The organism is Rhodococcus sp. IEGM 1306 (assembly GCF_036541985.1).
In the GTDB taxonomy this organism is placed as follows: Bacteria; Actinomycetota; Actinomycetes; order Mycobacteriales; family Mycobacteriaceae; genus Rhodococcus_F; species Rhodococcus_F qingshengii.
In genome coordinates this window covers 266432-289420 of the sequence record NZ_JAZHFF010000007.1, presented here as the reverse complement: position 1 = coordinate 289420, position 22989 = coordinate 266432, and the positions used below count along the sequence as shown (strand labels likewise).

The 22989-nt window shown below is 61.7% G+C and carries 14 protein-coding genes and 2 pseudogenes; 7 read left to right on the top strand and 9 right to left on the bottom strand.

Going from position 1 to position 22989, the window contains the following annotated elements:
• Positions 1-109: 109 nt before the first annotated feature.
• Both V3587_RS21435 and V3587_RS21430 read left to right on the top strand, forming a co-directional pair.
• Positions 110-1549: an amino acid permease gene (locus tag V3587_RS21435; protein WP_030536080.1), complete on the top strand. Its 1440-nt coding sequence runs from the start codon at positions 110-112 to the stop codon at positions 1547-1549.
• A 121-nt stretch (positions 1550-1670) separates the two neighbouring features.
• Positions 1671-2795, top strand: a complete 1125-nt coding sequence (locus tag V3587_RS21430; RefSeq protein WP_063892116.1) for a GGDEF domain-containing protein — start codon at positions 1671-1673, stop codon at positions 2793-2795.
• Between the two features lies 1 nt (position 2796).
• On the opposite strand, the gene V3587_RS21425 is transcribed toward V3587_RS21430, so the two are convergent.
• From V3587_RS21425 to V3587_RS21395, 7 genes are all read right to left on the bottom strand, one after another.
• Entirely contained in the window at positions 2797-5124 is a 2328-nt protein-coding gene (locus tag V3587_RS21425) for a putative bifunctional diguanylate cyclase/phosphodiesterase (protein WP_007730571.1), read from the bottom strand.
• 237 nt (positions 5125-5361) lie between these two features.
• Positions 5362-6984 carry an MFS transporter gene (locus V3587_RS21420; RefSeq protein ID WP_007730570.1) on the bottom strand — a complete coding sequence of 541 codons (1623 nt, stop codon included), beginning with the start codon at positions 6982-6984 and terminating at the stop codon, positions 5362-5364.
• A gap of 42 nt (positions 6985-7026) precedes the next feature.
• Entirely contained in the window at positions 7027-8190 is a 1164-nt protein-coding gene (locus V3587_RS21415; protein ID WP_047269390.1) for a VWA domain-containing protein, read from the bottom strand.
• Positions 8187-10373 carry a DUF5682 family protein gene (locus V3587_RS21410; RefSeq protein ID WP_283377150.1) on the bottom strand — a complete coding sequence of 729 codons (2187 nt, stop codon included), beginning with the start codon at positions 10371-10373 and terminating at the stop codon, positions 8187-8189. Before V3587_RS21410 ends, V3587_RS21415 begins: the two co-directional genes overlap by 4 nt.
• Positions 10370-11440 (bottom strand): ATP-binding protein, encoded by a 1071-nt coding sequence (locus tag V3587_RS21405; RefSeq protein WP_031330719.1) that lies wholly within the window; start codon positions 11438-11440, stop codon positions 10370-10372. The genes V3587_RS21410 and V3587_RS21405 overlap by 4 nt, the downstream gene beginning before the upstream one ends.
• A 59-nt stretch (positions 11441-11499) precedes the next feature.
• A complete protein-coding gene (locus V3587_RS21400; protein ID WP_283377149.1) occupies positions 11500-12984 on the bottom strand; it encodes a DUF5691 domain-containing protein in 1485 nt (494 codons plus the stop codon).
• Positions 12981-14288, bottom strand: coding sequence for an SWIM zinc finger family protein (locus V3587_RS21395; RefSeq protein WP_283377148.1), 1308 nt, complete (start codon positions 14286-14288; stop codon positions 12981-12983). Before V3587_RS21395 ends, V3587_RS21400 begins: the two co-directional genes overlap by 4 nt.
• A 116-nt stretch (positions 14289-14404) precedes the next feature.
• Between V3587_RS21395 and V3587_RS21390 the strand changes: the two genes are divergently transcribed.
• A complete protein-coding gene (locus tag V3587_RS21390) occupies positions 14405-15709 on the top strand; it encodes an HNH endonuclease signature motif containing protein (protein ID WP_283377147.1) in 1305 nt (434 codons plus the stop codon).
• Between the two features lie 97 nt (positions 15710-15806).
• Here the strand turns inward: V3587_RS21390 and V3587_RS21385 are convergent, their stop codons facing one another.
• Together V3587_RS21385 and V3587_RS21380 are read right to left on the bottom strand one after the other, a co-directional pair.
• On the bottom strand, positions 15807-17135 hold the full coding sequence (locus V3587_RS21385) for a PucR family transcriptional regulator (protein WP_411742240.1): 1329 nt from the start codon (positions 17133-17135) through the stop codon (positions 15807-15809).
• Positions 17132-18283 (bottom strand): annotated as a pseudogene (locus V3587_RS21380) (phytoene desaturase family protein); the annotation flags it as partial. The pseudogene V3587_RS21380 and the gene V3587_RS21385, both read right to left, overlap by 4 nt.
• Between V3587_RS21380 and V3587_RS21375 the strand changes: the two are divergent.
• From V3587_RS21375 to V3587_RS21360, 4 genes and pseudogenes are all read left to right on the top strand, one after another.
• A complete protein-coding gene (locus V3587_RS21375) occupies positions 18207-19109 on the top strand; it encodes a LysR family transcriptional regulator ArgP (RefSeq protein WP_317829758.1) in 903 nt (300 codons plus the stop codon). The pseudogene V3587_RS21380 and the gene V3587_RS21375 overlap by 77 nt on opposite strands.
• Before the next feature lie 148 nt (positions 19110-19257).
• On the top strand, positions 19258-20730 hold the full coding sequence (locus V3587_RS21370; protein ID WP_054826947.1) for a class I adenylate-forming enzyme family protein: 1473 nt from the start codon (positions 19258-19260) through the stop codon (positions 20728-20730).
• 85 nt (positions 20731-20815) lie between these two features.
• A complete protein-coding gene (locus V3587_RS21365) occupies positions 20816-22663 on the top strand; it encodes a DUF3556 domain-containing protein (protein WP_042451545.1) in 1848 nt (615 codons plus the stop codon).
• Positions 22660-22947, top strand: a pseudogene (locus tag V3587_RS21360) (phytoene desaturase family protein); the annotation flags it as partial. The gene V3587_RS21365 and the pseudogene V3587_RS21360, both read left to right, overlap by 4 nt.
• Between the last annotated feature and the right edge of the window lie 42 nt (positions 22948-22989).

Sequence of the window (22989 nt, the reverse complement as noted above, 5' to 3'; positions counted from 1 at the left end):
ACAGTTTCCAGTTCAGATTTATACATCAAGTCCATGTTCTGGATCACACGATGAGCTTAGCGTCTCTCCGAAAGAACTGATCGCGTCATGCAATAGGAGCTGAGCCCAGATGCCCGACAGCAGCACCGAAACAGCCGAAGCCGCCAGCGTTCATTCGACACTCAAAACAGGCTTGAAGAAGCGCCACCTGACCATGCTTTCCATGGGCGGCGTCATCGGCGCCGGTTTCTTCGTCGGTCTGAGCGGAATCATCAACCAGGCCGGCCCCGGCGCAGTCATCACGTGCGCGATCTGCGGCATCATCGTGTTCCTGGTGATGCGCATGCTCGGCGAAATGGCCGTGGCCAAGCCGTGTACGGGATCGTTCACCGAATACGCCCGCATGGCGTTGGGCGACTGGGCGGGTTTCACCACAGGCTGGCTCTACTGGTATTTCTGGGTGATCGTCGTCGGCATCGAATCCGTCGTCGGAGCAACCTTGCTCTCCCGGTGGATCCATGGTGTCCCGCTCTGGCTCATGTCAGCGGTACTCCTGTTGGTGATGACCGGGGTCAATCTTCTCTCCGTCAGCAACTTCGGCGAGGCTGAATACTGGTTTGCGGGTATCAAGGTCGCCGTCATCATCGGCTTCATCGTGCTCGGCAGTCTGTTCGTCTTCGGCATCTGGCCCGGCAGTGAAGTCGATTTCAGCAATCTGACCGGCCACGGAGGATTTCTGCCGAACGGCTTCACCCCCGTACTGGTGGGCGTTGTCGCCGTGATCTTCTCCATGACCGGAGCCGAGCTTGTCACGATCGCCGCAGCGGAATCCGCCGAACCTGCCGGAGCGATCAGGCGGGCCACGAACACGGTCGTCTTCCGCATTCTCGCCTTCTTCGTTGTCGCCACCTTCCTCCTCGTGACGATGCTGCCGTGGGATTCGTTCGTCGTCGGCGATTCTCCGTTCATCTCCGCACTCGACCTGCTCGGAATTCCCGGCGCCGCCGACATTCTCAATCTCGTGGTTCTGGTCGCGGTGCTGTCCTGCCTCAATTCCGGCCTGTACACGGCGTCACGGATGCTCTTCGCACTCTCCGTCTACAACGACGCGCCGGCCTGGATGACACGGACCAACAGCCGCGGCGTGCCGGTGAAGGGAGTACTCGCCTGCACCGTGGCCGGGTACTTCTGTATCGCGGCCGGCTACATCTGGCCGGATACGATTTTCTTGTTCCTCGTGAATTCGTCGGGCGCAATCTGCTTGTTCGTTTACATCCTGATCTGTGTATCCGAACTACGCCTCCGACGCCGATGGGAACGCGAAAGCCCCGAGATTCTGAAATTCCGTGTCTGGTTGTATCCCGGCCTGCCGATAGTGGTCACTGGTCTGATTCTCGTGATCCTGGTGGGAATGGGTCTCAACGAACCCACGCGCGCGGAATTCGTCCAAAGCCTGGTCGCGCTGGGGGTCATCCTCGCCGCTTACGGCGTGAGAAAGTCTCGTACGCGAAAAGTCGGATCGTTCGCGACCGCCTCGAACAACGCACACAGCAGTTCGAAGAAAGCTTGAAACAAGCATCGAGTAAGCGCTCGACTCGATAATTGAACCTCTTCCCCGAAAAGAGCCGATCCGATGGAAGCGGTCGAACATAGATTTTCTCTTTACCTAAATTCAAGGCAAAATGGACAGCATGCCGAGCCCTGTCATCGCCTCCGAGGGGCAGAGTTCTTGGCGAACACTTCACGAATGGTTCAACGAACCACACGACTACGAGTGGATAAAGCACCAGAGATCCGGCCGGGCAATCATTCCGATCTTCCGAACCTTGCTCGGAATGATGACGATCATCTTCGGACTGTCCGCTTTCTACAAATTGATCGGTCCGGATACGCCGCCGACCACCCCCGGCAAAGCTCTTTCGATTTTCATGATCTGTACGTGTGTGGGAATCGCCGCATGCTGGTTCACACAACCGTTTCCCGGACGCCGGGGGTTGCTTGCATTCGGAATATTCGCAGATCTCGGGATCGCGGCTGCCGTCCTCCTGGTGCCGGATCGCTCGTCCGGGACGTTCGGTTGCATCGTCTTCGCGGTCACCGGAACCTTTGCGACGCTTTTTGTCAGCGCAAAGTGGCTTGTCGCTCATGTCGTTTGGTCGACGACCGTCACGACTACCGTTTTCGTTCTTGCATATCTGGAAGGAGACGTCGATATCACGACGCTTCTGGCCCGCGGCACCGTTCTTTTCGGAGCTGTCACACTCGTTCCCATTTTTGCGCACCTGACTTGGCGCACTCTCTACCGCGATGCCCAGTATTCGGACCGGGATCCCCTCACTGGACTGTTCAACCGTCGGGGACTGGAAGGGGCAGTCGGCGATCTCTTCGAGAGCGCCCGAGACGATTCTTCATCTCTCGCCTTCATCGTCGTCGATATCGACAAATTCAAAACGGTGAATGATCTTCACGGTCATGCCGAAGGCGATCATGTCATCAGGAGAACCGCGAACCGATTGAGCACACATCTCGGCGAACGCGGAGTCATCGCTCGAACCGGCGGGGAAGAATACCTGGCCGTCATCGCCGGCGATCCCGAATCGACAACCCTGTTGATCGAAGGGATAAACGCGGCGCTGTCGGATTGTTCCGACGCGATCCCCACAACGGTGAGCGTCGGAGCGGTGATGATGACCGCCGAATCGAAGGCGTGGAGCGGCGGTGCTTCCGCAATCCTGGCGGCGACAAATGTCGCGGATTCGATGATGTATCAAGCGAAGGCGGCAGGCGGTAATACGATCCGCTCGGCTCAGATCTGATTCACAGCCACGTAAGTGGGTGGACGCTGCGCCCAGTTTCCGTGTCCGTCGCGGCAAGATACACATCGACGCGCTCAGCGGTCAGAGCCTTGCTGATGTGGTAACCCTGGACCAGGTCACACCCGACCCACTGGACGCGGCGGAACTGCTCGATGGTCTCCACGCCCTCGGCCAACGATTTCATACCGAGGGCCGCGGCCAATTCGACAATGGACTTCACCACGGACATCTTCGGATCGTCCGAGTCGGTGACCAGCATGCGATCGATCTTGAGAACGTCGATTGGAAGTCTCTGGAGCGTGGCAAAGGACGAATAGCCGGTGCCGAAATCGTCGAGTGCGACGGTGACCCCGAGCTCACGCAGCTTGTAGAGATCCCGGATCGCGCGATCGTCCACAACACCTGTCTCGGTGATTTCGAGCTGCAGCAGTTGCGGAGGCAAGCCCGAATCCGTCAGCGCTTTCTTCACCATCGCACCGAACTCTCGCGACACCAACTGCACTGGTGAAACGTTGACCGAGACGCCAATTCCGGTCGGCCACCCCGCAGCAGCGGCGGTCGCCATCGCCATTGCCTGCGCGCCGAGGGGAATGATCATTCCGGTTTCCTCCGCCACCGAGATGAACTGGCTGGGCCCGATGAGGCCGCGGCTGGGATGGTTCCACCGAAGAAGAGCCTCGAAGGCCACCACTTCACCGGTCTGAGTGTCGACCTGAGGCTGGTAATGGAGATCGAACTGCCCTTCCTCGATCCCTCTGTCCAGCTCGTGCAACGCCGTCGCCCGCGCCGATGCCCTCGCCCGCAGCAGCGGTGAGAACTTACCCACTCGATTGCGTCCCGTCGACTTCGCCTCGTACAGAGCCAGATCCGCCAGCATCACCAATCCGTCGGCGTCCGTCGAATCCTCGGGCGCGCTCGAGTAACCGATCGTGGCCCGCACTTCGATCCGATTGCCTTCGACGAAGAATGGTTCGTGCAGCACTTCCAGGTACCGATCGAAGATCACACCGGGATCGTCGCGCGAAGAGGTGCAGACGATCAGCCCGAATTCGTCACCGCCCATCCGCGAGCACATGTCCGAACCGATCACGTCGCGAAGGCGTTTCGTGACTTCGAGAAGTAATTGGTCCCCGATCGGATGGCCAAGGGTGTCGTTCACCGATTTGAAGTTGTCGAGGTCGAGAATCCCGACGAGAACCTGCTTCTCCGGCACGCGGGAATCGATCGCTTCCTCGAGCGCCACTCCGAACGCACGACGGTTCGGTAACCCGGTCAACGAGTCGGTGGCCGCAAGGCGAAGGATCTCCTGCTCGTGGACATACCTCTCCGTGATGTCGGAACCGACACCGCGCCAACCCAGAATCACGCCGGATTCGAGGACCCGTGGATTGCCGGAAAGAGACCACCAGCGTCGCCTACCGTCGACATGCACCGGCACGACAGTGTCCCGGAAGGGAGCACTCGATTCGAGTTTGTCGATCATCTGGGCCGCGGCCGCACGCCCCTCCGGACTCGATGCGATCTGGAGTCTGGTGAGGAGTTGTCCGAAGGTGAGTTGCTGCAACTCGTCCACCGTCATACCTGCGACCTCGGCGAGACGTGCCGAGGTGTGGGAGAACCGGCCGTTGGTGTCGCACTCCCACAGCCAGTCGCGGGAACCGCCCTCGAAACCGTCGAGCAACAACGCCACAGTCTGACGCTCGGATTCCGCCTGAAACTCTGCGAGACAACGTCTCTGGAAAGAGGCCGACAGATAGACCGCCCCTACGGTGAGCGCAAACATGTAGATGCACAACTGAATCGCAAGTATGCGAAAGTGGGGTTCGGCGTGGACGACGAGAACAGTGAAGACGCCGAGGCCGTGAATGTAGATCCAGGTCAGGCTCACCGATCTCAGACTCGAGAACGTCACGGTCCCGGCGCCCATGATCCCGGCCATCGTCGCGATCAGAACCAAGTCGCGGAAGACGTCCATGTCGTGAAAGAGCAGAGCGAAAAGTGTGACGTCGAGGGTCGCGACCACGATCACTTCGACGAGCAGACCCACGTAGTCGTAGCGCGGGGTGTGCTTCGACGGCCGCCAGCGAAGGGGAATCCATACTCGGATCGAATTCGCGAGGACGAGAAAGATGAGGGCGCCACCCAACCACCTGAGCGTCTGACGTCCGGGCGGGACGGTGTAGGTCAGAATCACGACCAAACTCGCCATGTACGCAAGATTGGCGAACGGCGCGACGGCTGCAGCTTCGTCTATCTGACGGCGAAACAGGCTGTTGCAGTCGGCCTCCGAAGCAGGATCTTGCCTGCCCAATCGACTCGGACGGCTCATCAGCGAGGCATCCCGACATCTGCGCAGGCGCCATCAGCGGGCGTCGAATCCGCTCGCCTGGCCATCCGAACCTCCCCTGGCTCCCCACCGAACCCTTATCCGGTGAAACGTCAGTGTTTCAGACTCGCTGCTTGTTTCCTTCACAACGGTAGCCATCTGACGAATCGATTGTGCGCAGATCACTATATCCAGAGGTCGTTCCGTCGATCGTCCAGGTCGATCCGCGATTGCTGATTCTTAGCTCGAACCACGTTTGTCGCCGACCGCGACGCGGGGGATTCGAGCGGTCGGGAACAACGCGGCGATTGCGAGCAGCGCTGCCACGGCAAAAGCGACACGCAACGCGTCCAGCCTGGCTTCTTCGTTCACGTCCACGATCGCATCCGCCGTGGACTCGGCGACGCCGGCGTCATCGAGAGCGGATCGGAGTTGCGTCGTCGACAGGAACGGCACGCCCGAGGCCATGTCGGTGCTCGCTTGCTGCTGCACCGATGTCGGAACCGCCGGATTGTCTTCGATTCCGGCGATCGCCGACGTCGTGAGAGTGGCAATGAGAACCGATCCGATCAGGGCAGTTCCCAAGGAAGCGCCGAGGTTGGTGGCGGTGTTCTGCAACCCGCCGACCTCGGTGCTGCGCTCGTCCGGGACCGAGGACACCGTGACGGCTCCGAGCTGCGAAGACAGGCACCCCAAGCCGAAACCCATGAACAGCATGGGAATCATCACGATCGCCGCATTGGCGCCGGGGTCCATGCCTGCAACGAGCATCAGAATGCCGACGACCATGACCAACAATCCGACTCGGACCACGCGTCGCGGGTTCGCGGTAGGCCGCAGCTTCGGAATACCGATGGCAGCCAACACGAGCGCCGCCGACAACGGCAGGATGCGAACTCCCGTCTCCAGGGCACTGAGCTCCAGAACTACGGACAAGAACAACGGGACCGCGAAGAACACGCCCGCCTGGACCAGAAACTGCGCGAAGAACATCGACAGCCCGCCACTGAGCTCGCGGTTTCGCAGCATCGCCGGATCAAGCAACGGCTCCTTCCCCGCAGCGGCCAGGCGTCCCTCCCAGCGCAGGAATCCGTACACGACCAGGAGCCCGGCGATCAGCAGCCACACCACCGGGGAAAGCCCGACCAACTGCGGTCCGTCGGGTTTGGCCTGCACCCAACCCCACTCGCTCGAGCGCAGTACGCCGAAGACGATCATGCCCAGCCCGACCACGGACAAGATCGATCCGACGTAGTCGAGGCGCGACTTCGACGGTGGGACGTCGACCACCTTGCTCAGCACCAGCAAGATCAGGACAACGATCACGACTTCGCCGACGAACACGTAACGCCATGACGCAAATGTCGTCGCGGCGCCGCCGATCAGCGGCCCGACCGCCACGGCCATCGCGCCGGCGGCAGCGACCAGACCGTAGGCAGCCGGGCGCTTCTGCGCCGGAAAGTTGGTGGCGACGAGCGCGACGATCGCGGGCATGATGAGTGCCGCACCGACGCCTTCGAGGAACGACCATCCGATCAGCAGGACCGCAAGATTGGGAGCGAGCGCCGTTGTCAGAGAACCTGCGCCGTAGATGATCAAGCCGAGCGCGAAGGCCCGGCGACGACCCATCATCGACCCCAGCTTGCTGCCCGTGATCATCAGCGTCGCCATGACCAGGGTGTACAGCGTGATCGCGGTTTGAATACCGGTGATGCTCGTGCCGACGTCCTCGGCGACGGTTGCCATCGAAACGTTCATGACCGAACTGTCCAAGGTCATCAGGAATTGGCTGGATGCCAACACCGTGAGAACCAGTCCTGAACCCGCTTGCGTCGTCGAACCAGCAACCTGTCCGTCACCCATCGTGCGGGTGTACCCGGTGTTCAGGTTCTCGAAGCAGACCGGTCAGTGCTGTTCGAGGCTGAGCTGATCCGCCCAAGCCGACACGTCCCCGCGTTCCAGAGCCACCGCCAGCAGTTCCGGAAACTTGTCCGGCGTGCACGCAAACGCGGGAATCCCGAGGGCACTCAGCGACGCTGCATTGTCGTGATCGAACGACGGTGCCCCGTCGTCCGAGAGTGCCAGTAGAACCACGACTTGAACGCCGGAGTTCTTCATGGCGGCCATCCGGCGCAACATCTCGTTGCGAATACCGCCCTCGTAGAGGTCCGAGATCAGAACGAACATCGACTCGGCAGGACGCGAGATCAGTGACTGGCTGTACGCGATAGCGCGGTTGATGTCCGTGCCCCCACCAAGTTGGGTCCCGAAAAGGACGTCGACTGGATCGGACAGTTTGTCCGTCAAGTCGACGACGGCAGTGTCGAAAACCACGAGCGAAGTCTTCAGCGCCTGCATCGACGCCAACACCGCGCCGAACACGGATGCGTAGACGACGCTGGACGCCATCGAACCCGATTGGTCGATCGCCAGGACTACGTCGCGCTGCACGGATTTCGACTTGCGGCCGTATCCGACGAGCCGCTCGGGGACGACGGTTCGATACTCCGGAAGGTAGTGCGACAGATTTGCTCGGATGGTTCGGTCCCAGTCGATGTCACGCAACTTCGGATTCGACGTTCTGGCCGAACGATTGAGTGCCCCGGTCACCGCGGCCTTCGTTTTCTGCGCGATTCGCTCTTCGACTTCCCGAACCACCTTGCCGACGACCATTCGAGCAGTGGCCTTGCTGGCCTCCGGCATGACCTGGTTGAGGCTCAGCAGCGTCCCGACCAGATGCACATCGGGCTCGACGGCATCGAGCAGTTCCGGTTCGAGCAGCAACTGCGCCAAACCCAGTCGGTCGATCGCGTCCTTCTGCATCACCTGCACCACCGTGCTGGGAAAGTACGTCCGGATATCGCCGAGCCATCTGGCGACGGACGGAGCCGACGCCCCCAATCCTGCTGAGCGGCGTCGCCCCTTGGTCGGGCCGGACGAATCGTAGAGTGCGGCAAGAGCTGCATCCATTCGACGCTCGCCCGGTTGGCCCAGCCCACCCGTCGATTCTTCGGCGGATTCCCCGAGCATCAGTCTCCAGCGTCGAAGGCGCTGATCGTCGTCGCTCATGCGCCCACCCCCAAGATGTCCGCAACGACCGCCATTGCCGCTCTGCCGCGTCGAGCATCGGTCTCCACTGTCGTTTCGACGCGTCGTCCACCTCTGACCGCCTGACCGATCGCTCGACGCTCCCCCGCCTCGAACGCTCCGAACGTACGTCGAAGCAGTGGAAGCGTGTCGATGAAGTCCTGCTCACGAAGTTGGCGAACCCACGTGTCGATCAGCGTGAGCAACGCTCGATCGTGAACGAGCACAAGCCCTCCTCCACCGAGAAACCCGTCGACCCACCCGGCTTTGGCGGTCGGCGTGCTTCCCACGGACAGGGCCCGAGACAAGCGCTGGGCTGCAGCGGTTTCCGTGATCGAACCGCTGTCGCGCAGTAGCCGCACCAACCGTCCGACGAGTAATCCGTTGACGTCGTCACGGTCGATCACGCCGGCCATGGCCTGCAGCCACCGTGCGCTCGCATCGCGATCGTCACGAACCATGACTGCCGAGTGAACCTTGTCGAGGTGTTCGCGAAACTCCTCGGCACTGGGATCGTCCAGGCCCGTGACGGCGACTGCGAGGCCGGTGCAAATGCGGATCAACAGGCTGTCGGCGACGTCGACCAATGCCGACACGTCGGTTCCGCGCACATCGCCGTACCGCAGCGTTCGCGTCAGCGTGGGCAGCGCCGCCATCAGGTGCGACACGTCATGATCTAGTGCCGCAACCGTTTTCACACTTTCCAGCACAGCGGACAACGCTGCCGGCAGGTTTGCCAGGAGCGAGTTCTCCAGTAGTCCGATCAGTGACGCGAGAGAGATGTCCGGCTCGTTGATCTTCGAGACGACACGTGATGTTGCCGCTGCAGCCACCGTCGTGCCCCACAGCGACGCCTCGATCACCGAGACCGAGAATTCGGGCTTCCATTGCAGCGCCCAAGTCTCCCGGAACGTTCCGGTGGAACGGACCTCACTGTCGGCCGGGGTCCCCCAATCGATCTCGAGGATCCCCAGTCGGTGCAGGAACTGGGAACGCTCGACGTCGATATCGCGTCGCAGGTCCAGATCGAGATTCTTGGCTCCCGCTTGTTGTTTGAGCCGCAAAGTCTTCGAGCGTGCGCGCAGGTCTGCTTCGAGCGGAACCGTCGGAGTTTCTTCGGGCACCGCGCCCAGCGCTTCGCCCACAACCAATCTTCGCGTGATCAGATCCAGAAGAACGTCGTTCCCGTCGCACATCACCGACCTCGTTGCCTCGGTGACCTCCGACAATCCCGCCAAGGGTCGAGAACGCATTGCCGCCAACGTATCTGCCAACCGGACAGCTTCGATGACGTGAGCACTCGAGATCGGAAGGTCCTCGTCCCTGAGCACCCGCGCAACTTTGGTGAGCCACCGCGTGATCGTCTTGTCGTTCGCGGTGAACAGGTGGTGATACCAGCCCGGCGAGGTAATTCCGGCGCCGTAACCCGATGCCGATGCCAGACGTGAGTGAGTCCAGGGAACCCACGTCAGCGAGGTCTTGACCTTGGACATTCCTTTGAGGATGCGAGCATCGGGCGCCGCCGGCCCCAAGGCTCCGACCAACGCCGGCGCGTGCCAGGCTCCGCAGACGACCGCTACCCGCTCAGCGCCATCTTTCAACGTCTTTCGCAGCACCTGACGCATATACGCTTCGCGATGCGCCGTCTCCTCGTCGATCGGCACTGTCTCACGCAGCGCCTCCATCGCCTCGGTGATCGCATCGAAAGAATCTGCGCCCGAGCTCGATTCGATCACCGAATCCCACCAGCGCTCGGTGTCGTCGAAACCCGCGGCCGCGGCCAGTTCCGACAGAGGATCGCCCTCGCGGACAGTACGAATCCCCTGATCCGCCAACACGTTGAAGGCGGGCAGATCGCAGAACCGTGCCTGCACACCGTTCTTCGCAGCCCACTGCAGCGCTTGCCATTCGGGTGAGAACACCGCAAACGGCCAGAATGCCGCGTTCGACGGTTCGCCAGTGGCGTACGCGAGCAACGCAATCGGTGGTTCCATCGATTCCGACGCCGCCAGCATCACCAACGGGTCTGCGTCCGAAGGCCCTTCGATCAGGACGACGTCAGGCGAGAACTCTTCCAGGCCCTGCCGAACCGAACGAGCAGATCCCGGGCCGTGGTGACGGATACCGAAGACCCGGACACGCAGGTCCGGAATCACGATGGTCACCCGGTGACCTCGCGGCACGCCCGGTAGAAGTCGGACCACTCGCCGCGTTCACGCACTACTGCCTCGAGGTACTCGTTCCACACCACCTTGTCTGCGACCGGGTCCTTGATCACCGAGCCCAGGATTCCGGCAGCGACGTCGGATGCCCGCAGTACGCCGTCCCCGAAATGCGCAGACAACGCCAAACCGTTGGTGACCACCGAGATCGCCTCCGCCGTCGACAGAGTTCCGGACGGGGACTTCAACTTGGTGCGGCCGTCGGTGGTCGTGCCTGATCGCAGTTCCCGGAACACGGTGACGACCCGGCGAATTTCCTCAGCGGCTGCGGGGGTTGTCGGCAATTCCAGTGCTGCGCCCAGCTGTTCGACTCGGCGTGCCACGATGGCCACCTCGTCTTCCTCGCTGGCCGGCAAAGGGAGGACTACGGTATTGAACCGTCGACGCAGTGCGGACGACAGATCGTTGACACCGCGATCGCGATCGTTGGCGGTAGCGATCAGGTTGAAGCCCTTGGCTGCCTGCACCTCGATGCCCAGCTCCGGCACCGGCAACGTCTTCTCGGAGAGAATGGTGATGAGGGCGTCCTGCACGTCGGCCGGAATACGCGTCAACTCTTCGACGCGGGCGATCTTCCCGGTTTCCATCGCCGTCATCACGGGAGAAGGCACCAGCGCACCGGCGGTCGGCCCCTCGGAGAGAAGACGTGCGTAGTTCCAGCCGTAGCGGATAGCTTCCTCGGGCGTACCCGACGTGCCCTGGACCAGGAGCGTCGACGCACCCGAGATCGCGGCCGAAAGATGTTCGGAGACCCAGGTCTTGGCCGTACCGGGAACCCCCAACAGCAGTAGCGCCCGGTCGGTGGCAAGAGTTGCGACGGCCACTTCCATCAACCTCCGTGGACCGACGTACTTCGGCGAAATGACGGTTCCGTCGTCGAGAGTGCCACCCAACAGATACGTCACGACGGCCCAGGGCGACAAGTTCCACGACGGTGGACGCGGACGGGTGTCCTGCGCGGCCAGTGCTTCGAGTTCGAGCGCGTACTCCTGCTCTGCGTGGGGCCGCATCAGCTTTGCCGGTTGCGCGAGCTTTTCCGGTTCCGTGGCGGGCACGGTTACGCTGTCAGTCACTTGAGCTCCTCGAGCAGAGTCTTGCGGTGGGTGATGGCACTGGCAGTTCTGGCGAAGGTTTGCCGCCAGTCGGGGTCACGAGCACGCTCCGCCGCACGCTCCAGCAAAGTTACTGCGCTGTAAGGAAATCGAGTCTCGGCCAGGCGCAGCGATGCGACGTACTTGTAGCGTGAGAATTCGCCGGCCTTGGCGCCTCCGTCGGCACGTCTGGCCGCAACTCGTTCCCACTGGGCTACCACTGCCCGGGTGACGTCCTCGGGCCATGGACCTCGCAGAGCGTCGTAGATCGCTGCCCGGCCCGGGTGCAGAACGTTGGCGTCGCCGTTTCCGGACCTCAACAGATCAGCCAGCGCCTTGGCCGGCACCAACGGGAGCACGCGTCGATCGGTGGCGGTGCCGCGCATACGAAAGAGTTCCAGCGCCCATTCCGTATTGTTCTGCGCGACTGCGGCGGTGGACCACGCGTCGTGAAGGATCGGCTCCCAGCTTTCGTCAACGCTCATCCCCAAGACCTTGCCTGGTCCACCGATCATGTTGTTCCACAGAGACAACGGCGCAGAACCGATCGCCTGACGCACATACTCGGCACGATAGTCGGTGTGTGGATTCGGCCGGTCTTCGATGCCGTCTCGCCTCGCCGCTGAATCGACTTCCTCAGGCGGGACGATGACGAGCGTGGACCGAACGAGTTTCCTTTCCACCCGCACCCATTTCCGAACCCGAGCAGCCATTCTCTCCCCGAACTCCGATTCGGGGAGTTGTCCGAGTACTTCCACTGCCGCACGTCGCACGTCCTTGCGACGGTCGTCGAGGGCTTCCTCCAACAATGGTTGATCATCCGTGCTCAGCCCGTTTGCCAGCGCCGCGACGAAGGCAGCCTTCTGTTCGCCCCGCTCGGTGCCCCAGGACTTTCGGAGTTCGGCCAGCGCCAGCGCGGGATCTGTTCGACGAGTGTCTATCAGCCACTGTGTGCGCTGCGACGAACTTCCGTGACGCCACACGTCCGGGTTGGCATCCCTGGATCGGACGAGCTTGCCCCACTCGGGGTTTTGCGCGGCAAGCCATCGACCACGCTCGCCGACAATCTGCAGGATGCTCTCCCGGTGAGCTTCACTTGCACGTGCAAAGGAAAGCAACTCGGCGACCAGATGATCAGGCGCACGGTAATTGTGCTCCAACGCGACTGCGAACCATTCGTCGAGCAAGGTCGCCTTGGCCGCGAGCATCGACAGCAGATGCGCCGATGAGGATTCCGGCAGCGTGAATCGAACATCGTCTGGCGCAGGTGTCGGCACCGCCGCCGTGGTGGAGCCCGCACCGCCACGGCGGTACGCCCTCTCCAACGCTGCTCCTGCGAGAAGCATCTCGGCAGGATCGCCGTCGAGTTCGCGAGCGTAGCCACGCACTTCAGCCGGCAGCTCCTCGAATGTTGTTGCTGTTCTGGCTGTCCCAAGGAGCGCCGCTGAGATCAATGTACTCACAGCACGATCACCTGCCCTCCCGAGAAAACCGAGATCGGAGTAAGAGCCAGCGCGTTCCACGTTCCGCAGACTGTGACCGGGTAACCGCCGGAAATGCCGAGCAACTTCCACAGAAGATCCGAATCACCCTCTGCCCGAAGCGCTGTGCCCGATTCGTCGACGACAAACCATGATCCGTCGACGAACGACGGGACCACCGAACTGATCACTGCCGGCCACGAGCGCAACCATGGATCCGCGGCGAGGGCATCGGTAAACTGCTGCAACGCAGTGTCGATGCTTCCGAACGGCATGGTTGTGAAGGGCTCCGGTTCTCCGTGCGTGACCCCTATCCGCGCCCGCAATGCCGCGGCACCAGGATAGAAATGAACATCGGCGTTGAGCAAAAACCCGACTGGCGGCGTTTCGGTGGCAAAATTGGCCGACCCGTGGGAGAAGTCGAGCAGCATGGCCCACCGCTTCGAATTCCTGCCGAGCATCCACACCGTTCGGGTGAACAGTCGCTTCTCCTCGGTGATCCCGGAACCGAGAATCATCCAGTTCTCTTTCACCGGAATCGATTCCATCACACTCTCGGTTGAGACCGGATAGCCGACGTGTGCTTTCACCGAATAGGCAAGATCTTCCGGCAACTCGGACAGCTTCTGATGCGCAGCAACCAGCAGGTGCAACCGAGCCAACTCGTCGAGGACTTTCTCGGGCCAGTTCTCGGTAGACGCAACGGTGCCCGCCAAGGCTCGAAGTGTGCCTGCGACACCAGGCGCCTGAGCATCCACCATTCGAGCAGCTACTGCGTCGAAGCCCGCCCAGGATGTGTCCATCGCTGCCAGACCACTGCGAATCTGATCGGTGATCCACAGGTCCAATTCGACGAGACCGCTCGCAACGCGGTCGGCGCGCTTCTGCGCTGTCGCCGGGTCGGGAGCCCTCTTGGGAGCCTCGTCGCCGGTCTCAGCCCTTTCGCCGCGGGTCTCGGCCTTCTCCTCGCGGCGCAACAACCACTCTGCCGCGAAGTCGGCGGGCTCGTCCGCCGACGGCACACGCCCTTCCGACCATTCCACCAACAGCCCCAGAGCATGTTTGCACGGAAACTTTCGACTGGGGCACGAGCACTTGTATGCAGGGCCCCGCAGGTCGACCACTGCTTGATACGGCTTCGAGCCGCTGCCCTGACACAGCCCCCAGAGCGCGAGACCCCTGTTGCCGGCATGGCTCCACGTACCAGCCAACTTGCGCGCAGCGGCCAGCGATGCGGCGTCCGGAGCTACCGACGCCACCTGCCCAGCTGTCCACGGCGAAGTCACTCGACCACAGTATGACAACCCGCTGACATCACAGAGCCAGGCCGATTCGTTGGTGAATTACCCCTTGACTCGAACACATATTCGAATATGATTTGGGGAGGGGATCGGGGGATTCAATGAGCGTCTTGTTGTCGGACGTGGTGTCTGGTTCTGCGGTGGGGTTACGCGGACGCCTGTGGCAGTTACCTGCTTCTGAGTTACGTGCGGCTGCGGTGTCGGCGAGCGCGGAGATTCTGCGCCTGGAAGCTGTGCGTGTAGCGGTGGTGGACGAGTTGTCGTTGCGCCCGGATGATCAGGTGATTGCCAGCCGCGGAGTGGGTGCGTGGTTGGCGGCGAACACGATGCTGCAGGTTCGGGACGGGAAGAAGATCGCCGCGTTGGGTGCAGCTTTGCGGCCGTTTCCGGCGGTGGCGGCTCGGTTCGATGGCGGGGATTGCTCGTTCGAGCACGCCGTGTTGATCGTGGCGTTCTGCGAGTCACCGCCGAAGGGCATGCCGGAGGAGGCATTGCCGAAGTGCATCGATTTGTTGTTGGCGGCTGCGTCGGGGGTGGAGGCGACGACAACGAAGGTGCGGAACGTGATCGCGACCTTGGAGAGGTTGTTCGAATCGGATGAGATTCCGCCCGCCGAGGATGTCGATCTCAATGAGTTGCGGATCGCGTCGACATTGAACGGTCGGGTGGTGGTGCGCGGCGATTTCGACGCCCTGACCGGGGAAATGCTGCTGTCGGCGTTGTCGAATCTGACGATGCCCACCCCGGCACCCGATGGAACCCCGGATGCTCGGTCGACGGCGAAGCGCACGGCGGACGGGTTCACCGAACTGATCCGCCGTTACCTGGACTGCGCGAAAACCGGTACCGATGGTGGCCAACGCCCGCACGTGAACGTGCACATCAACGCGCGTGATCTCGCTGAGCACCGTGACTGCGCCGCAACACCCTCCACTGCTGATGGTGAAGAGTCTCAGTCGGATCTCGATGTCGGGCACATGCCCTGGCTCGGACCACTGTCCGTGTCACAGACCAGACTCCTCGGCTGCGACTGCTTCCTCTCCACCGTCCTGCTCGACGATCACGGCGCACCGCTCGATGCGAAACCCGGAAAACGATTGGTCACCCCCGAACAGCGAGTGGCGTTGATCGCCCGAGACAGGGGCTGCGCGTTCCCGGGCTGCACATGTGTACCGGCCTGGACGGATGCGCACCATATCCGGCACTGGGCGAACGGCGGCCCGACGGTGATGAACAACCTGGTCCTGCTGTGCCGTTCACATCACCGACTGATGCACCGGAAATCCGGGTTCGTCGGCAAATGGGAAATCCGAATCGGCGCCGACAACAAACCCTGGTTCGTCCCGCCGCCCTCGATCGACCCCGGACAGCAACCCAGGCCGGCGAACACCACCTTCAAAACCTGAGGGGTCAAACCTCTTTGGCGACAACAGAACACGGCCAGGCTCCGCATCGGACATCAAAACCCGATACGGAGCCCACAGGCCGTGGCGCGTCCACAACTCACGACGATTTGGCCGGGCGCAAGACCGATCTACCCAACAACTCACAAACCTGCAGGGCCAGAGCAAGATCCAACTTGTCTCGGCCGGCAGCAACTGGATCGCCGAGCGCCTTGTTGATGCGATACTTCACCGTATTCCGGTGCAGATTCATGTGATTGGCAGTGTGCAGATGACTTTCACCATGTGCAAAGTACACACTCAACGTCGTCCGCAAGGATGCAGCAGAGGGCGTATCTTCCGCCAACGGGCCAAGCACCTCCCAGACCCATGACTTCGTCGAATCGATGTTCTCGGACAGAAGTGAAACCACAGCGACGCCGCGGTCTCCGAAGCTCACCACAGGTCGCTGCGGTGTATCCGGGACGGCAGCAACCGAATAGGCGGCGGTTGCCTGTTCGTGGGACCGTTTGAAACCGTCGACCCCTGACCCCGGCAGTCCGATTGCCACCCGCGCCCCGCCGTCCAACGGCACTACCGCCGCGAGAACCTCCGGATCCGGCGCAGGCACCCGGCGACCGAACGGCAGCCACGCCCACACCGTGCGCCGATCGATGGCGGTGATGATCGGCGGCTTGTCCGCTCCCGCCGCTGCGCCGAGATCACGTACGAGTCGGTCCAGCGTATTGATGCCCATGACGTCGGCATCCCACGTCGACCAGACCACCAGGGCGACGTGGTTCTGACCGAGGCGGTACCCGGTCTCCGCTTCGAAAGCAGCGGTATCTGCGTTGGCGCCGGACAGGAGGGCGTGGATTGCGGCCGAATGGAGGTTTCCCTGCGCTGCCATCCATCGACTGCGTTCCCGCTCGTACGCGTCGAAGACGTAGAGCGTGATCCAGTCGATGTAGCTGTAGACCACGTCCGAAGTGTGTTTCAGGACAGCCAAAGTGAGTCGCGCCGGAATATCCAGTGTGCTGATCTCGTCGTGACAGATCCGCATCAGATCGCCTTGGCCCATGTGATAGGCCCGGACAAGGGAGTTGGACGGGACATCCCGCTGCGCCAGACGCAGAGCGTATTCCACTGCAGCAGTGGTGGGTTGGAGATGATCGATCGGAATGTCGTTGGCCAATACGTGGATGATCGTCGTGATGTTTCCCTGCACGCTGGCCTCGAGCATTTCGAGCAATTTGGCGTCTGCATCCAATTGGTCGATTTCGTGAGCCATCATGAAGGCCATCTCGCGCGCGATGTCGGCGCTGCGCTCGTCGAGTCGTCGTGCCAACTCGGCAACCACCGCAAGCACTTCCGGCTCCGCGGCTGCAGGCACTCGGGCGAGGCGCCGTATCGCACCGGCGCCTCGCTCCTTGTGCGATGGACTACTCACAGAACTTCCGCACCCTTTCGTCGCAGGTACTTCAGAGCCGATTCGGCTGCGTTGTACCCGCACATTCCATGTGCTCCGGCACCCGGCGGGGTCGAGGCCGAGCACAGGTAAGTGCCCGCGATCCCCGTGCTGTACGGATCGACTGCGACGCGCGGACGCAAGACAACCTGCAGTTCGGTGTTGGCACCTCCGATGATGTCGCCGCCTACCTGATTCGGATTGTCCTCTGCCAGGTCAGCTGTACCACTGCTCGACGTCGCGACAATCTGCTCCCGGAATCCTGGCGCAAACCTCTCGATCTGACGGATGATCGCCTCCGTAGCGTCGCCGGCGTAACCGTGAGGCACGTGCGCATAGGCATACAGCGGATGAACGTTCCCGGCAGATCGGGTGGGATCAGCCAGGTATTGCTGACCTAGGAGCACGAACGGCCGGTCCGGCATACGGCCTGAATTCGTCTCACGCTCAGCGGCCACGATTTCGTCGAAACCACCTGCCAGATGGACAGTTCCGGCCCGAGCACAGTCCGGATTGGTCCACGGCACATGACCTTCGATCGCAAAATCGACCTTGAATGCTCCGGGAGCCTGCTTGAACTTTCGATAGGCCCTCGCCACTCGGCCAGGGAGTCGATCGCCCAGAATTTCGAGCGCACCCCCCGGATTGACATCCAGCAGAACAACATCGGCGTCCGGAATCTCGGAGGCCGTACGAACCCGAACGCCGGTGTCGATCTTGCCGCCGTGATCGAGGAGCATCGCAGCCATCGCGTCGGTGATCGACCGCGAACCTCCCTCTGCAACCGGCCAACCGTAGCGGTGACCAGCAGCAGTGATCATCAATCCCACCGCCGAGGTGGCCGGACGGTTGAGTGGATAGAAGGCGTGTGCGGCAACCCCGCCGAACAGCGCCTTCCCCTTGTCCGTCTTCCACAGTTTGGCGGTCACCGTTGCCGGAAGCAGCGCTCGCGGACCGAAAGCTGCGAGCCGCAGCGGATGGTGCGGAACATTGACGATCGGGCGCATCAGATCGGACGCCAGCGCATCGAACCCAGTCGACAAGTCACCGAACATGCGTTGCCATCGAGGCCCGTCAGCGCCGAGTCCCGCAGCCGTCTGCTCCAGCGAGCGGTACAGAACCCCGGCGTCGCGGAAACTACACATCACGCCTTCGGCGGTCAGCCAACGAATCAAAGGTCTCGAGACCTCGGTTGGCCGGATCCTGGTGCAGCGCACCAAACCCGTCCAGGTCACCGATTCCGGGAGAGAAGTCCTGCGTCTTGCACGTCAGATAGACGCTTTGTCGCGTGACACCGTGCGAGAGCTCGGCCTTGAAAATGGTTCAGGGATGTTTGCGCGTGTCTCGATCGCGGTCAATGCCGATTCGCTGTCCACCTGGGTTCTCGGGGCCCTCGCGGAGTTCACGCAAGAAGTCAGTTTCGATTTTCATCTCGACGATCAAGACCACACCACCGAACTGCTGCGCGACGGTTCGGTCATGGCTGCCGTCACGTCTGTTGCGTCACCGATTCAAGGGTGTACCTCCAGTCGGTTGGGCATCATGCGGTATCGGCCGATGGCGAGTGCAGAGTTCTGCCGTCGTTGGTTCGCAGACGGTGTCACGGCCGAATCCCTTTCGGAGGCGCCGCTGGTGGTGTTCAATCGCAAGGATCTGCTGCAGGATCGGTACCTCGATCAAAAGGTCGGCCACCCCGCCGATCCGCCCCGTCATCTTGTTCCTTCATCGGCAGACTTCGCGGACGCCGTCAGGCGGGGATACGGCTGGGGATTGATACCGGACCTGCAGCGCGGCGACGACGATCGTTCCGGCGTGCTGATCGGATTCGATCCGGACTTCGTGGACGACGTTCCGCTGTACTGGCAGCAGTGGAAACTGTCGTCACCTGTCTTGCGCCGGATCTCCGAGGTGGTGACCAGACGCGCCCACGAGGTGTTGCATCAGCCGTCTAGCTGATGTGCACCGCACGTGCGGTGTTGTGCTCGGGCGGTGTTGTGCTCAGGGAACAAAGAACCTGGACAAGTTGATCCCCTGGGACCGTTTCTTCGGCCGCAGGACGCCGATAGTGTTTTGAGTCACACACGAATGAAAGGTGCTGACTCTCGTGGCGAACATCGGATATCTGGCTTGGGATCTTGCAGAGAAGTACGGGCAGAAGCCGTGCTTGCGGGACGACCACGTCGAACTCACGTATGAAGAGTTCGCAGATCGCACGGAAGCTGTTGCCGCGCAATTGGCTGGACTCGGAATCGGCCTCGGTGACGTGGTGGCGATCATGCTGCCCAATCGCGTCGAGTTGCTGATCGCGATCATGGCTGCCTGGCGCATCGGTGCTGCCGCTACACCCATCAATCCGATGTTCACCGCGAACGAAGCGGACTACCAGATCGCGGACTCCGGGGCCGAGTTGGTCATCACCGCCACTGCCGACGCACCCTCGGGCGGCCGCGCAGTGTTGGCCGTCGAGGATCTGGCGACAGTGCCGCCGACCGATCCCCGACCCGGAATCGATGTTGCAGCAGACGATCTGGCGTTGCTCATCTACACCAGCGGCTCCACCGGACGGCCCAAGGGAGTGATGCTGACTCATGCCAACCTGCAGTTCATGGCTTCGTCGATGGGCAAGAACATCGGTGTTACCGGCGCGGATCACTGCCTGCTGATTCTGCCGCTGTTCCATGTCAACGCGATCTGCGTCAGCGTCTTGACGCCCTTACTTGTCGGCGGACAGGTGAGTGTCACCGGGAAGTTCTCGGTTTCGAGATTCTTCGACGACGTCGCGCGGCTTCGCCCCACGTATTTCTCGGCGGTGCCGGCAATCTACGCGATGCTGACCTCACAGCCGGAAGACCCTTCGATCGACACGTCGTCCTTGAGGTTTGCCGTGTGCGGTGCGGCGCCGATCAGCAAGGAACTCCTCGAACGCGCTGAGCAGCGTTTCGGTTTCGTGATCGTGGAAGGTTACGGACTCACCGAGGGGACCTGTGCGTCGGCCTGCAATCCTGTGGACGGCGTGCGCAAACTCGGTACGGTCGGCCCGGCGTTGCCCGGCCAGCAGATTTCCATTCTTGCCGAGGACGGAACCTTTGCGCCCGCCGGGACTGCCGGAGAGGTGGTCATCAAGGGTGGCAACGTGATGCGTGGCTATCTGGGTAAGCCGGAGGAGACTGCGAAGACCGTCAAGGATGGTTGGTTGCATACCGGTGACGTCGGAGTCCTCGACGAGGACGGCTACCTGACCCTGGTCGATCGCATCAAGGACATGATCATCCGTGGGGGAGAGAACATCTACCCCAAGGAGATCGAAAACTCGCTCGCTACACATCCTTCCGTGCTCGAGGCAGCCGTCATCGGCGCTCCGCACCAGGTCTACGGAGAGGTGCCAGTTGCCTATGTTGTCGCCTACCCCGATGCACCCGTCACCGAAGACGAACTGCTCGAACATGTCACGGCCTTGCTCACCCGAGTAAAGGTGCCAGTGGCGATCTACGTCGTCGATGCGCTTCCCCGAAACCCGGTGGGCAAGATCGACAAACCTGGAATGAGACGAGCTTTGAGCGCAACTCCCGCTCACTAGTCACTTCCCCGTAATACCAGCACAGCTCGACGACGTCCGTCGAGTCGATCCGTCATGCCCACATTCCGTATTTCAGGAGCACATCATGGGATTCAAAGAAGGAAACTTCCCTCCCGTCGATCCGGCAACGTTCATGGACAAGCCGTTTCTCGAGCGTCTGCGTGACATGTCCACGCACTGGGTGGATTACGGCTTCGGTACGCCGAAGATGGTCCACACCGTCTACATCATGAAACTGTTGTTCCTCTACCTGGCAGCTGGAACAGCCGTTGCCACTTTGACTTCCGGCCTCTCGTGGTTCGACATCGGATCGTGGTGGAACCAGCCGATCGTCTACCAGAAACTCATCATCTGGACGATGATGCTCGAGATGCTGGGCTTGGCAGGATCCTGGGGGCCGCTCGCCGGCCACTTCAAGCCGATGACCGGTGGAGTTCTCTACTGGCTCCGCCCCGGCACCATTCGTCTGCCACCGTGGCCGGGCAAAGTGCCGCTCACCTCGGGTGACACCCGCACGGTGTTCGACGTCTTCATCTATGTCGCCGCAGTCGCCAATCTCCTTGTTGCCGCTGTTCTCCCCGGTGTTCACACCACAGGAATCGACTCGGCAATCGCTGACAATGCCGGACTGGTGCGCCCGACGGTCTTGTACTCCTTCCTGGTACTCATGGTGATTCTCGGGTTGCGGGACAAGGTGCCCTTCATCGCTGCCCGTAGTGAGCAGTACCTGCCGGCGATCTTCTTCTTCACATTCCTGCCGTTCGTCGACATGATCCTGGCGCTCAAACTGCTGATCGTCATGGTGTGGATCGGTGCCGGTGTCTCGAAGTTCGGTCGCCATTTCTCGCTGGTGGTTCCTCCGATGCTCAGCAATACCCCGTGGATCCCGTCGAAGAAGATCAAGCGCGCCCACTACCGGAATTTCCCGGAGGATCTGCGGCCTTCACACCTGGGCGGCGGCGTCGCACACGTGGCCGGAACGATGGTCGAAATCGTCACCCCGTTGATACTGCTGTTCTCGACGAACAAAACCCTCACGATCCTCGCCGTGATCCTCATGGTCGGATTCCATCTGTTCATCGCGTCGACCTTCCCGCTTGCCGTCCCACTCGAATGGAATCTTCTGTTCGCCTACGCCTCGGTCTTTCTGTTCCTGGGATTCCCGGCATGGGACGGCTACGGACTCGGCGCCATGTCCTCACCGTGGATTACCGCGGGAATTGTTGCAGCCCTTGCCTTCTTCCCCATTCTCGGAAACCTTCGACCCGATCTGGTGTCCTTCCTGCCGTCGATGCGCCAGTACGCCGGCAACTGGGCATCCGCGACGTGGGCATTCGCGCCGGGCGCTGAAGCCAAGATCGACCAGTTCATCAAGCGTCCGTCGCCGGATACGCGCAATCAGTTGATGACGATGTACCCCGAAGATGTGTCCGATGTCGTTCTGCATCAGCTGTTGGGCTGGCGTTCCATGCACAGCCAGGGGCGTGCGCTGTTCTCTCTGATGATCAGGCACCTCGGCGACGACATCAACACGTACTCACTGCGGGAAGCAGAGTTCATGTGCAACTCCATCGTCGCCTTCAACTTCGGTGACGGGCACCTGCACGACGCGAAGTTGATCGCAGCCATTCAGCGTCGCTGCAATTTCGCACCCGGTGAGTTCCTGGTGACCTGGATCGAATCGCAGCCCATCCACAAGGGAACGCAGGAGTACCAGGTGATCGATGCCGCTCTCGGTGTCATCGAACGAGGTACTTTCAAGGTCGCCGACGCAGTCGCCGAACAGCCGTGGTTGCCGAACGGGCCCATTCCGTTCGACGTTCAGTGGACACTGGACGTACGGGCCGACCGCGCGGCAACGGATCCGCAGGTTGTCTCCGAACCGAAGATGCGTACGAGGGTCAGCGGTAGCGAGCAAGAGGTGAGTAAGTGACAAAGGCCGTAGTCGTCGGCAGCGGGCCCAATGGGCTCGCTGCCGCGGTACACCTCGCACGTAGCGGTGTGGACGTGCAGGTGCTCGAGGCTGCCGACCAGATCGGCGGAGGCACCCGCTCCGGTCCGATCGACGTGCCGGGGTTGATCCATGATCACTGCTCGGCGTTTCACCCGATGGGTATCGGCTCGCCGTACCTGTCCAAGCTGGACCTCGAGCGATACGGGCTGATCTGGAGATGGGCAGAGGTGGACTGCGCGCATCCGCTCGACAACGGGGACGCCGCCTCGAAGGTTCCCTCGTCGACCGCGGCGTGCAATGCCCTC